The organism is Algiphilus aromaticivorans DG1253 (genome assembly GCF_000733765.1).
In the GTDB taxonomy this organism is placed as follows: Bacteria; Pseudomonadota; Gammaproteobacteria; order Nevskiales; family Nevskiaceae; genus Algiphilus; species Algiphilus aromaticivorans.
This window is the reverse complement of the sequence record NZ_JPOG01000001.1, coordinates 1,100,659-1,112,766: the sequence shown is the minus strand read 5'-3', so window position 1 is coordinate 1,112,766 and position 12,108 is coordinate 1,100,659. Positions and strand designations below refer to the sequence as shown.

General features: G+C 65.6%; 10 protein-coding genes. 1 reads left to right on the top strand and 9 read right to left on the bottom strand.

The features are described 5' to 3' along the window. Positions 1-5 precede the first annotated feature (5 nt). The 8 genes from U743_RS17945 to U743_RS05125 form a co-directional block, all read right to left on the bottom strand. Entirely contained in the window at positions 6-437 is a 432-nt protein-coding gene (locus tag U743_RS17945) for a hypothetical protein (RefSeq protein ID WP_156966343.1), read from the bottom strand. Then, on the bottom strand, positions 434-1,294 hold the full coding sequence (locus U743_RS05155; protein WP_084191377.1) for a peptidylprolyl isomerase: 861 nt from the start codon (positions 1,292-1,294) through the stop codon (positions 434-436). The genes U743_RS17945 and U743_RS05155 overlap by 4 nt, the downstream gene beginning before the upstream one ends. Before the next feature lie 9 nt (positions 1,295-1,303). Beyond that, positions 1,304-1,984: a respiratory nitrate reductase subunit gamma gene (narI, locus tag U743_RS05150; RefSeq protein ID WP_043771211.1), complete on the bottom strand. Its 681-nt coding sequence runs from the start codon at positions 1,982-1,984 to the stop codon at positions 1,304-1,306. 14 nt (positions 1,985-1,998) lie between these two features. Continuing rightward, a complete protein-coding gene (gene narJ, locus U743_RS05145; RefSeq protein ID WP_043766090.1) occupies positions 1,999-2,721 on the bottom strand; it encodes a nitrate reductase molybdenum cofactor assembly chaperone in 723 nt (240 codons plus the stop codon). Then, positions 2,718-4,274 (bottom strand): nitrate reductase subunit beta, encoded by a 1,557-nt coding sequence (gene narH / locus U743_RS05140; protein WP_043766088.1) that lies wholly within the window; start codon positions 4,272-4,274, stop codon positions 2,718-2,720. The genes narJ and narH overlap by 4 nt, the downstream gene beginning before the upstream one ends. After that, positions 4,271-8,032: a nitrate reductase subunit alpha gene (locus U743_RS05135; protein WP_043766085.1), complete on the bottom strand. Its 3,762-nt coding sequence runs from the start codon at positions 8,030-8,032 to the stop codon at positions 4,271-4,273. Before U743_RS05135 ends, narH begins: the two co-directional genes overlap by 4 nt. Positions 8,033-8,186: 154 nt before the next feature. After that, a complete protein-coding gene (locus U743_RS05130; protein WP_043766080.1) occupies positions 8,187-9,266 on the bottom strand; it encodes a tellurite resistance/C4-dicarboxylate transporter family protein in 1,080 nt (359 codons plus the stop codon). 97 nt (positions 9,267-9,363) lie between these two features. Continuing rightward, entirely contained in the window at positions 9,364-10,683 is a 1,320-nt protein-coding gene (locus U743_RS05125) for an MFS transporter (RefSeq protein ID WP_043766077.1), read from the bottom strand. A 382-nt stretch (positions 10,684-11,065) separates the two neighbouring features. Here U743_RS05125 and U743_RS05120 point away from each other — a divergent pair, with 382 nt between their 5' ends. Next, positions 11,066-11,569, top strand: a complete 504-nt coding sequence (locus tag U743_RS05120; RefSeq protein ID WP_043766074.1) for a hypothetical protein — start codon at positions 11,066-11,068, stop codon at positions 11,567-11,569. Positions 11,570-11,654: 85 nt separating this feature from the next. Here U743_RS05120 and U743_RS05115 read toward each other — a convergent pair whose 3' ends face one another. After that, positions 11,655-11,846: a hypothetical protein gene (locus U743_RS05115; RefSeq protein ID WP_043766071.1), complete on the bottom strand. Its 192-nt coding sequence runs from the start codon at positions 11,844-11,846 to the stop codon at positions 11,655-11,657. Positions 11,847-12,108: the final 262 nt, after the last annotated feature.

Below are 12,108 nucleotides of genomic sequence, written 5' to 3'. Positions count from 1 at the left end.
GCGCGCTATTGCGTCTCAGCCGGCTGCAGACGCACCGCATCGCCGAAGCGATCAAAAACCGCGTACTGCGCGAGTCCCTCGCCGGAGGTCACGGCAGTAGCCATACGCTGCAGATGCGGCGCGGCATCCTCGGTGGCGGGCACACGGTCGCGGCCGGCAAGCACTGCGGTCATCAGGAAGGACCAGCCCGGCGCCACTTCATCCGCCTCGCTGACCAGGCGCTCGAAGCTCAGCGCGTCATCGACAGGGAGATCATGGGCGGCCACCGGCGACAGCGTGCCCTCGCCCTGCAGCGGCGCTTCGCTGCCGTCGGCTTCGCGGCGGTGCACGCTGTCGACGCGCAGCAGCACCACCAGCAACCGCTTGGGCGCATCGTCGGCCCGCGTGGCCGCGAGCAGATCCTCGAAGCTGGCAATCTCGGTTTCCGCCATCGTCATTGCACCAGCGGCGTACCCGCCGCTTCCAGATCGATACCGTGGATGGCGGCCTGCCCGGCGAGCAGCTGTACATACTGGCTGACCGCACGCCGGTGCACCTGCTCGCGCAAATAGGCGGCGATATCGCCCTGCACGGCCTCGAAGGGCAGCGGCTCCCCGGGCTCGCGCTGATGCACGAGCACGACATGAAAGCCGTAGCGCGTCTCCAGCGGGTGGTGGTTGATTTCGCCCACCGGCATGCGCGACAGCGCGCGCTCGAACTCGGGTGCGGTCTGCCCGCGGGTGATGAGACCAAGATGCCCGCCCTGCTCGCGCGATGAACAGCGCGAGTGCGCACGCGCGAGTTCGGCAAAGCGGCTGGTATCCCCATCGAGCTGGCTGATGAGATTGCGCGCGGCATTGCGCGCCTCGGCGCGCAGAGCTTCGTCGTCGTTGGGCGCCGGCAGAAAGATATGCGAGACCTCGTGCGCATCCGGTGTTCGGAAGCGGTCGCGATTCGCCTCGAAATAGCGCCGGCAGTCTTCCTCGCTGGGCTCCGGGCACTCGCACTCCTGCTCGATCAGCCGCGCGATGGCGGCCTCCTCGGCGGTCTCCTCGCCCTTGGCTTCGCCTGTCACGCCCAGCGCCTCGGCGCGCTGGATGAGCAGCTCGCGCACGACCAGCGCCGTCGCCGCTTGGCGGCGCGCCTCGTCGATGCTGGGCGCCGGGTGGTGCTGGACTTCGCGGTCGATGGCATCGCGCGAGATCTCGCGGCCGTTGACGGTGATGGCCTGCGTGCCCGGTCGGCGCGTGGGCTGCGCCTGCGGGCTGGGCTCGCCCTGCGGCTGAGGCTGGGGCACATAGTGCTGCACGCTCATGAGTGACTCCTATTGGCTGCGCACGACCTGGTAGCTGCGTCGCACATAGGCGACCGGCCAGCTCCAGATGTGCACGAGGCGCGAGAAGGGGAAGGCTGTGAACATGACCAGCCCGAGGAAGACGTGCACCTTGTAGACCCAGTGCACGTCGGCGATGTACTGCCAGGCCTCCGGCCTGAAGGTGACGATGTGCTGCGCCCAGGTCGCCAGCAGCACCATCACCGAGCCATCCATGTGCTGGGTGGACACTCCGATGGAGATCAGGCCGGTGATCAGCTGCAGATAGAGCAGGAGGATGATGAAGGTATCCATCGGCGCGCTGTTGGCGCGCACGCGCTCGTTGAAAAGCCGCCGCCACAGCAGGTAAGTGAGCCCGACGAAGCACAGCGTCCCGAAGAGACCGCCCGCCACCATTGCGACGAGCTGCTTGGCAGAGGTCGACAGCCCCAGCGCATGGTAGACCGGCGCCGGCGTCAGCAGCCCGAAGAGATGCCCGAAGAAGAGCAGCAGGATGCCGACGTGGAAGGCGATGCTCGCGCGCCGGAAGTTCGGCGTGGAGGTGAAGATCTGGCTCGACATGGCGCGCCAGGTGTACTGCCCGCGCTCGTAGCGCAGATAGGAACCGAGCAGGAAGATCGTACCCGCGAGATAGGGGCCGACGCCGAAGATGAGTTGATTGAAGTAATCCATGGCTGAATGCTCCATCAAGGCCGGGGATGGGCCGCGCGGTCCGGCGGCACCCATTGCAACGGTGTTTCCTGCGAGCTCGACGACGATTGCTGGCCGCTGCCGCAGCCGCCCGCCGGATCGGCATTGCCCATGAAGACGACCTGCTCTTCCTGCCAGATTTCGTCCATGCGCGTGATGGTCTCGTCGGGCCCCTCCTCGGCGGCCTGGCGCTGCATCGCCTCGCGCTCCTCGGCCTCGGCGTCCACTAGCGCTTCCAGAGCCTCGAAGAGGCGGGCATGGATGCTGTCCTGCTCGCGTAGACGCGCCCCCAGCAGCACGATCGCCGGCATCGCGTCGCCCAGCAGCTCCTGCGTCTGCTCGGGCGGCTGGGTGGACAGGAACTCCAGCATCAGCGGCAGGTAGTCCGGTAATTCGCGCGCGCCAAGCTCCAGGCCGTGCGCGGCGTAATGCTGCATGAGCTCCACCATGGCCTGGCCCCGGTCGCGCGACTCGCCGTGGACGTGCTCGAAGAGATGCAGCGAAAGCGCGCGACCGCGATCGAAGGTGGCGACGTACTCCTCCTGCAGATCGAGCAACGGGGTCGTCTCCAGCCGCTGCAGCACGGCCTCCACCCCTGCCCTGGCCTGTGCCGGCAGAACCCCTTCCTCGTCGAGCACGGCGCGCATCTCGGCCACACCTGCGGCAACGGCCTCGTCCGGATAGCCCATCAAGCGGGACAGCACCAGAAGGCTCTTCATCGGCTGGCCTCCTTCTGCTTCTCGACGCGGATCGGGAAGAACTTGCGCTTGGTCGTCGGCTTGCCACCGAAGACATCCGGATCGTCGCCGGCGGTATTGCAGCCGCTGCCGAAGGAGAAGCCGCAGCCGCCACGCTCGGTAGCGCCGTCGTAGATCGATTCAGCGTACTCGCGCTTGTTGGTCGGGATGACGAAGCGGTCTTCGTAGTCGGCAATGGCCATGATCTTGTACATATCCTCGACCTGCTCCGGCGTCAGCCCGACGGCGTCGAGCAGCTCCGGCGCGTCGCGGCCGTCGACGTTGCGGGCGCGCATATAGGCGCGCATGGCGAGCATGCGCTCCAGCGCCAGCTTGATGGGTGCCTCCTCACCGGCGGTGAGCATATTGGCGAGATAACGCATCGGGATGCGCAGCGAATCCACATCCGGGATCTCACCGTTGAAGCCAATCTTGCCGGCCTCGGCGGCGGACTGGATGGGCGACAACGGCGGGCAGTACCAGACCATCGGCAGCGTGCGGTACTCCGGGTGCAGCGGGAAGGCGACCTTCCAGTCCATGGCCATCCGGTAGACCGGCGAACGGCGTGCGGCTTCCATCCAGTCCTCGGGAATGCCCTCGGCGCGCGCGGCCTCGATGACTTCCGGATCGTTCGGATCGAGGAAGATGTCGAGCTGGGCCTCGTAGAGATCCTGCTCGTTGGCCACGCTGGCGGCTTCCTGGATGCGGTCGGCGTCGTAGAGCAGCACGCCCAGATAGCGGATTCGACCGACGCAGGTCTCCGAGCAGACGGTCGGCTCGCCGACCTCGATGCGCGGGTAACAGAAGATGCACTTCTCGGACTTGCCGGACTTCCAGTTGTAGTAGATCTTCTTGTAGGGGCAGCCCGAGACGCACATGCGCCAGCCGCGGCACTTGTCCTGGTCGATCAGCACGATGCCGTCCTCTTCGCGCTTGTAGATCGCGCCCGACGGACAGCTGGCCACGCAGGTCGGGTTCAGGCAGTGCTCGCACAGCCGGGGCAGATACATCATGAAGGTATTCTCGAACTGCCCGTAGATCTCCTTCTGCACGCCCTCGAAGTTGTAGTCCTTGGAGCGGTGCTCGAACTCCGAGCCGAGGATCTCCTCCCAGTTCGGGCCCCACTCGATCTTCTGCATGCGCTCGCCGGTAATGGCCGAGCGCGGCCGGGCGGTGGGCATGGTCTTGGAATCGCCCGCGGTCTGCAGGTGGTGGTAGTCGTAGTCCCAGGGCTCGTAGTAGTCGTCGATGGCCGGCATGTCCGGGTTGGCGAAGATGTTCGCCAGCACGCGCCAACGGCCGCCGATGCGCGGCTGCAGCTCGCCCTTGTTGAGGCGCCAGCCGCCGTTGTAACGGTCCTGGTTCTCCCAGTCCTTGGGATAGCCGACCCCGGGCTTGGTCTCGACGTTGTTGAACCAGGCGTACTCGACACCCTCGCGCGAGGTCCAGACATTCTTGCAGGTGACCGAACAGGTGTGGCAGCCGATGCACTTGTCGAGATTCAGGACCTTGCCGATTTGCGCTCTGACCTTCATTTCGCGCCTCCTGCGATGGCGGTGGCTTGCTCGGTGGCTTCCTCGCCGTCCATCCAGTCGATGCGCTTCATCTTGCGCACGACAATGAACTCGTCGCGATTGGAGCCGACCGTGCCGTAGTAGTTGAAGCCGTAGGAGAGCTGCGCGTAGCCGCCCACCATGTGCGTGGGCTTGAGCACCGCGCGCGTCACCGAGTTGTGGATGCCGCCGCGCTGGCCGGTGATCTCCGAGCCGGGCGTGTTCACGATCTTCTCCTGGGCGTGGTACATCATCGCCATGCCCTCGGCAACGCGCTGGCTGACGACTGCGCGCGCGGCGATGGCACCGTTGATGTTGAAGGCTTCGATCCAGTCGTTGTCGCGGATGCCGGCCTTCTTCGCGTCGGTTTCCGAGATCCAGATGATCGGCCCGCCGCGCGACAGCGTCAGCATCAGCAGGTTGTCCGTGTAGGTGCTGTGGATGCCCCACTTCTGGTGCGGCGTGATGAAGTTGAGCGCGATCTCGGGATTGCCGTTGTCGCGCGTGCCTTTCATCGGCTCGATGGTCTTGAGATCCACCGGCGGGCGGTAGACGCATAAACCCTCGCCGAAGGCCCGCAGCCAGGGGTGGTCCTGGTAGAAATGCTGGCGCCCGGTCAGTGTGCGCCAGGGAATCAGCTCGTTGACGTTGGTCCAGCCGGCGTTGTAGCAAACCTTCTCGGACTCGACGCCGCTCCAGGTCGGCGAGCTGATGATCTTGCGCGGCTGCGCGACCAGATCGCGGAAGCGCAGGGTCTCGTCTTCGTGCGGCAGCGCCAGGTGCGTGTGATCGCGCCCCGTGATCTTGGAGAGCGCGCCCCAGGCCTTCACCGCGACGTGGCCGTTGGTCTCGGGCGCCAACGTCAGTATGGTCTCGGCCGCGTGCAGGGCCGAGTCGAGGCGCGGCTGGCCCTGCGAGCAACCTGGCTCGCGCACGCGCCCGTTGATCTCGCCAAGCGCCTCGACCTCGGGCTCGGTCTTCCAGGCGATGCCCTTGCCGCCGTTGCCGATCTCCTGCATCAGCGGGCCCAGCGCGGTGAACTTGCGGTAGGTGTCCGGGTAGTCGCGCTGCACGGCCACCAGATTCGGCATGGTCTTGCCGGGCACCGGCTCGCACTCGCCACGCTTCCAGTCCTTGGGCTCGGGCCCCTGCGCCAGCTCGCCGGGGGAGTCGTGCTGCATGGGCAGCGTGACGATGTCGGTCTCGCTGCCCAGATGCCCCTCGGCGGCTTTGGAGAAGGCACGCGCGATACCGCGATAGATGTCCCAGTCGCTGCGCGACTCCCAGGCCGGGTCCACCGCCGCGGTCAGCGGATGGATGAAGGGATGCATGTCCGAGGTGTTGAGATCGTTCTTTTCGTACCAGGTCGCCGTCGGCAGGACGATGTCCGAATACATGCAGGTGGTGGACATGCGGAAGTCCAGCGTCACCAGCAGGTCGAGCTTGCCCTCGGCGGCACCGCGCCACTGCACCTCTTCCGGCTTGGGCGCCTCCGGGAAGCTGTCCAGATCCTTGCCCTGCAGGCCGTGCTGGGTGCCGAGCAGATACTTCAGGAAGTACTCGTGCCCCTTGCCCGAAGAGCCCAGCAGATTCGAGCGCCAGACGAACATGTTGCGCGGGAAGTTCACCGGGTTGTCCGGATCCTCCGCCGCGAAGCCGAGCTTGCCGGTCTTGAGCTGCTCGACAACATAGTCGGCCGGCTTGACGCCCGCGGCGACAGCCTCGCGGCCCAGCGTCAGCGGGTTGCGCGACAGCTGCGGTGCCGAGGGCAGCCAGCCCATGCGCTCGGCGCGCACGTTGTAGTCGACCATGCTCTCCGGCCAGTCCTCGGCATTGGCCAGAGGTGACAGCACTTCGCGCATGCCCAGCTTCTCGTGCCGCCACTGGCTGGTATGCAAATAGAAGGCCGAGGTAGAATTCATGTGCCGCGGCGGGCGGTGCCAGTCCAGCGCGAAGGCAAGTGGCGTCCAGCCGGTCTGCGGGCGCAGTTTCTCCTGGCCGACGTAGTGCGCCCAGCCACCGCCGGACACACCGATGCAGCCACACATCATCAGCATCTTGATGATGGCGCGGTAGCCCATGTCCATGTGGTACCAGTGGTTCATGCCGGCGCCGATGACGATCATCGACTTGCCGTGCGTCTTGTGCGCGTTGTCGGCGAACTGCCGCGCCACGGCGATGACCTTCTCGCGCGGCACGCCGGTGATGCGCTCCTGCCAGGCCGGCGTGTAGGGCACGTCGTCGTCGTAGCTGGCCGCGACGTTGTCACCGCCGAGCCCGCGGTCAATGCCGTAGTTGGCCGCCAGCAGATCGAAGACGCTGGCCACCCGTGTCGTGCTGCCATCGGCGAGCGTGATGCGGCGCACCGGCACACGGCGGGTCTGGATGGCCTCGTGCTCTGTCAGCGTCCAGTGCGCGTTGCCGCCCCCACCGAAATAGGGGAAGGCGACTTCGGCCACCTCCTCGGCGCCTTCGATGTGGCTCAGCTGCAGGCGGATGGGCGTGCCGTCGGCATCCTCTTCCTGCAGGTTCCAGCGACCGTCGCCGTCGTTCCAGCGGAAGCCGATGCCGCCCTTCGGCACCACCGGCGCGCCGCGCTTCTCGTCCCAGGCCACCGGCTTCCAGTCGGCGTTGGTCTGCTGCCCCATCGCACCGTCGAGGTCCGAGGCGCGCAGATTGCAGCCCGGCGTGAGCTGGCCGTTCTTCTCGTCGAGGCGCACCAGATAGGGCAGATCCGTGTAGCGGCGCACGTAGTCGTCGAAGTAATCGCTTCTGCCCTCGACGTGCCACTCCTTGAGGATGACATGGCCCATGGCCATGGCCATCGCCGAGTCGGTGCCCTGCTTCGGATTGAGCCAGATGTCGCCGAACTTGGAGGCCTCGGAGTAATCCGGCGTCACCGTCACGGTCTTGGTGCCGCGGTAACGTGCCTCGGTCATGAAGTGCGCGTCCGGCGTGCGCGTCTGCGGCACGTTGGAGCCCCACATCATCAGGAAGGTGGAGTTGAACCAGTCCGCCGATTCCGGCACGTCGGTCTGCTCGCCCCAGGTCTGCGGGCTTGCGGGCGGCAGATCGCAGTACCAGTCGTAGAAGCTCATGCAGACGCCGCCGATCAGCGACAGATAGCGCGTGCCGGCAGCGTAGGAGACCATCGACATGGCCGGGATCGGCGAAAAGCCGAAGATGCGGTCCGGCCCGTACTGCTTGGCCGTATAGACATTGGCCGCACCGATGATCTCGTTGAGCTCCTCCCAGTCGCCGCGCACGAAGCCGCCCAGGCCGCGGCGCTGCTTGTAGCTCTTGACCTTGTCGGGATCCTCGACGATGGCCGCCCAGGCGTCGACCGGATCGTGATGCTGCGCGCGCGCCTCGCGCCACAAACGGATCAGCGTCGAGCGCACCAGCGGGTACTTGACCCGATTCGCGCTGTAGACGTACCAGGAATAGCTCGCGCCGCGCGCGCAACCCCGAGGCTCGTGATTCGGCAGCCCGGGCCGCGTGCGTGGATAGTCGGTCTGCTGCGTCTCCCAGGTGATCAGCCCGTTCTTGACGTAGATCTTCCACGAACAGGAGCCGGTGCAGTTGACGCCGTGCGTGGAGCGCACGATGCGGTCGTGCTGCCAGCGCTGGCGGTAGGCGTCCTCCCAGCCGCGTGTTTCCTCGGTGGTGACACCGTGATCGCCTGAGAAGTTGCCGCTCTCGAGGCGGAAATAGCGCAGATGATTGAGGAGGTTGCTCATCGGATAGCTCCTTGCGTGCGATGACCTTCGGTGCCATCGCGATACATGCGGATCAAAGGACGACCAGGTTTCATGCGCGCTTGTGCATCCTGGAAGGTATTGCGTCCATCGGGGACAGAATGACGGGACTCGGCGCTTGATGGCTTGACCAGGATCAAGTCGGCGCCTCCGTGCGCAACAGCAGTGCGCGCCAGGTGATCCTGCCGAAATGCCCCGCCATGCCGGCGCTGGTCAGCATCCATGCCGCTAGCGCCAGCCAGAAGGTAATCGCGGGAATGATCGCCAGGAAATCGAGTTCCAGCGCCGCGGATAAGCGCAGCGTGCCGGTGGTGTACATCGCCAAAGGGAAGACCATGCTCCAGAGCTGCGGCTCGTAGCGCAGCGCGTGCCGCTGCAGGACATGCCGCCAGAGGGTCAACCCGATCAGGAAGTGCACCCACCAGGTAGCCGTAGCCCAGAAGAAGAGCGTGAAGCTCTTCAGAAAGGGCAGCAGCTCGGTCAGAAGCGCGCTGTCGCCAGTCTGCAGAATAAGCGTCGCTCCGGCCAGGGTCGCGATGGCCACGGCGCCCATATTGATCCAGTAGGGCGGCGTCAATGTATCCGCAGTCAGACGCAGGAAGGTCAGTCGATAGAAGATCAGAGTGATGATCGCCATGTAGAGCATGCAGCCGACGAGATACATGGCCAGCGCGAAGAACAACCGCAGCTCGTCGCCGCCGCTCCACGGCACCAGCGAGGTCAGCACCGAAACCGACTGGGTGCTCACTGCCGCCAGCAGCCAGGCACCGTTGATGCCGCTGGCGAGCGTCGGCTTGCGGCTGCGAATGGTTACGGCGATGAAAAAGGCGTACATGATGAGCAGCCAAAGCCCGCTCGCCAGCCACCAGAAGGCGGCACCGCCGGCCGCCCAGTCCCTCAGGAGCACGAGCTGCGATCCCAGGATGCTGGTCGCCGCGATGATTGTGAAAAAGCCCGGTCCCCGGGCGTGATCCACCATGTCGCCGACTAGACGCCGCGGGTAACGCAGCAGGCGCGTGAGGGTGAATCCCCACAGAATCACGTAGGCCAGCACGTTGGCCAGCAGCAGCAATTGCGCCAGCAGCGCGTAGCCCAGAAGATGCGCGGCTATGGAGGTCGCGCCGGTTGCCATGACCACCGAGAAATAGCCCGGAAAGAGCTGTGCCGCTCCCTGATCCAGAAGCGCGCCGGCTCGTCGGGCCAGGGCCTTCGGCATCAGTGTGCTCGCGCATGGGTGTTCTTCCCGGAATACAGCGCCGCGCATCGGGTGTATCGATGCCGCAGACAGCCTGTCGTCAAGGCGGAAGTCATGATCATGATTTGGAGGCTTCGCCCTCGGGAATCGCTTCGGGCAGGTCGCGCAGCGTTTCCAGGCCGGGGTAGCGTCGGCGCTCCATGCGCACGATGGCGAAGTGCATCCAGGTCAGGTTCACCGCCACCAGCGCGAACAACGCCATGAAGGCCGTGTTCCAGACGCCTGTCAGATCGTTGACGATGCCGAAGACGATGGGCAGGAAGAAGCCACCCAGGCCGCCGATCATCCCGACCATGCCACCGACCGAGCCGACGTGGTCCGGGAAGTAGGCCGGTATGTGCTTGAACACCGCCGCCATGCCCAGCGACATCACGAAGCCTAGAAGAAAACTGATGCCGACGAAGCCGGCCAGCGGCATGCCGAAGCTGAATTCGATCGGCCCGCGCATCCCCTCGATGATGTAGGTCGTGCGCGGATAGGACAGCAGCAGCAGGCAGAACAGCGAGGCGATGAAGGTGATGTACATCACCCGCCGCGGCCCCCAGCGATCCGATAGCCAGCCACCCAGCGCGCGGAAGACCGCCGCCGAGAAGGAAAACACCGCGGTCAGCATGCCGGCCTGGCCTAGCGGCAGCTCGTAGAAACCGGTGTAGTAGCGCGGCAGCCACGAGGCCAGCGCAACGAAGGCGCCGAAGGCGAAGAAGTAGTACAGCGCGAAGCGCCAGACACGCAGGAAGCGCAGCGGCTTGAGCTGATCGGCCAGCGAAGTGCCCCGTCGCCCGGTCGCCCGCCGGTCGATGGTCTCGGGATCATCGCTGGTCAGCAGCCAGAACAACGCCGCTGCGGCGGCCAGCGCGACCGCGTAGATCTGCGCCGTCGCCTGCCAACCCACTGCGGCCATGATGATCGGCGCGCCGAAGTTCGTCACCGCCGCGCCCACCTGTCCGACTCCGAACAGCCCGAAAGCCAGACCCTGGCGCTCCTTCGGGTACCAGCGAGCGATGAAGCTGATGCCGGTAATGAAGACCGCACCGGAAAGCCCGACGCCGAGCGCGGCGACCAGGAAGCCCGCATAGCTCGTCGCCCAGCTCAGCATCCAGGCTGAAGCCGCGCTGGCCAGCATCGCCAGGATGCTCACCCAGCGTGGCCCGAAGCGCTCGGCGGCAATGCCGAGCAGCAGGCGCGCAATCGCACCGGTCAGCACCGGCGTCGAGATCAACAGCCCGAACTGCGTCTCGGACAGACCCAGCTCCTGCTGGATCTGCACTCCGATGATGGAAAAGATGGTCCAGACCGCGAAGCAGACCGTCCAGGCCAGCGTCGTCATGCCGAGCATGCGGTTGGCCACGCCGGCACCTTCTTCGCCTGACGCCGTCATCGACCTACTCGCTCAAGGGCGAATGCAAATCCTGAAGAATGCCGAGTCTTGCTTTCGTAGCGAATCGGCGGGCCAGGCGGCCCATCGCAGCCCGTTGACAACAAAGCACGTGGGCAGCTCGAAAATCCGTGACCCCCTGAAATCCGAAGCGAGGTCCCATCGATGTGGTTTGGCGTCACACCCAACTCCCTGCGTCATCTGACGTTGTCATTGCTTCGACAAGGATGCCGAGCAACCATGGCTATGGCGTTGATCCACGTCAAGTAACAGCCTCACTTGCTCGCGAAGAATACTTGCGCCACGGGCGAGCCACTGAGATAGCCATAACCTCCGTCAAGCGCGCTCTTGCCGCTGGGACAAGGGAGTCGGGACCGATCCCGCGGTGCTGCTGCAGACCGGAATCGCGTTTCCCTTGATCTGGATCAACGCGCAATGCGCTCCGAACGCACAGCATTCGGAGCACGCCCAGCGGGAGCCTGACATGCAAGCACTGATTCCCTTCGCCCTGGTTAGCGGCGTCATGCTCACAGTCGGTGTGAGCTTCCTGTCACTGCTTGCCCTCTTCTACAGGGATAGCCTGACCCATCTGCACCGCCAGCAACGCGCACTGCTGAAAAGGCTGCGCAGAACGCGCCTGGCCGAGGTGCTGCTGCGTCAGGGCGTTGCGCTGGAAGCCTACGTGCGCGGCACCCAGGCATCGCTTCTGAAGCAGCAGATTCGCCGATGCCAGCACTGCCCGCATGTCGCCGAGTGCAGCCGCAGCCTAAGGCACGCAGAGCCAGTGCCGCTTGCGGCCTGCCCGAACCGCGAGGCCATCGAGCGCGCGACAACCCGCTCGAGCACGCAGTGCAGTCCGGCCTTCTTTATTCAGCCGGCCCAGCAATGAGCTGCATCGCTCCCATGCCTGCGGCCCGGCTATGCATCGGACGCCCTGGGATCGTCAGGGCGCCTATCTGGGACCGGAGGCGCCCCTACCCGGCCGTCAGTGCACGAACGATCTCCGCGGCCGGCGCCTGCTGGCAGCTACTGGTGTTCTGACCGGCCCACATCGACGAAAAGTCGCCACTGCCTTCGCGCTCGACAGCTGCGCGCAGTGGCGCCAGCGCCGGAAGCGCCTGTGGAAACGGGGGTGCGGCATCGCTGATCGGTCCCAGCTGGTGCATGAGCCAACTGACGATGACCCGTGCCGCGGCTCAGCTGACGAGATTGGTGAGCGTGGGATGCCTCACGGCTTAGGACTGAAGTGCACCGCGATGCACATCGCTGGCACTGGCTTCGTCGCCAAGCCGAAAAGGCCGCGCCAGCCGGCACCGCCGACGGTGCCAGATGGTCAGTCCGGATCACCGCACGGTCTTCGCGCCTACCCTACCCCACGGACCAAGGCCAGAGATCCCGCCAAATCAAAGCCCTCGGTCAACGCGAATG

Excerpts from the sequence above, each read along its gene's own strand:
- narH (WP_043766088.1), bottom strand. The coding sequence starts at position 4,274 with ATGAAGGTCAGAGCGCAAATCGGCAAGGTCCTGAATCTCGACAAGTGC.
- U743_RS05115 (WP_043766071.1), bottom strand. The coding sequence starts at position 11,846 with ATGCACCAGCTGGGACCGATCAGCGATGCCGCACCCCCGTTTCCACAG.
- narI (WP_043771211.1), bottom strand. The coding sequence starts at position 1,984 with ATGGATTACTTCAATCAACTCATCTTCGGCGTCGGCCCCTATCTCGCG.
- U743_RS17945 (WP_156966343.1), bottom strand. The coding sequence starts at position 437 with ATGACGATGGCGGAAACCGAGATTGCCAGCTTCGAGGATCTGCTCGCG.
- U743_RS05125 (WP_043766077.1), bottom strand. The coding sequence starts at position 10,683 with ATGACGGCGTCAGGCGAAGAAGGTGCCGGCGTGGCCAACCGCATGCTC.
- narJ (WP_043766090.1), bottom strand. The coding sequence starts at position 2,721 with ATGAAGAGCCTTCTGGTGCTGTCCCGCTTGATGGGCTATCCGGACGAG.
- U743_RS05130 (WP_043766080.1), bottom strand. The coding sequence starts at position 9,266 with ATGCCGAAGGCCCTGGCCCGACGAGCCGGCGCGCTTCTGGATCAGGGA.
- U743_RS05135 (WP_043766085.1), bottom strand. The coding sequence starts at position 8,032 with ATGAGCAACCTCCTCAATCATCTGCGCTATTTCCGCCTCGAGAGCGGC.
- U743_RS05155 (WP_084191377.1), bottom strand. The coding sequence starts at position 1,294 with ATGAGCGTGCAGCACTATGTGCCCCAGCCTCAGCCGCAGGGCGAGCCC.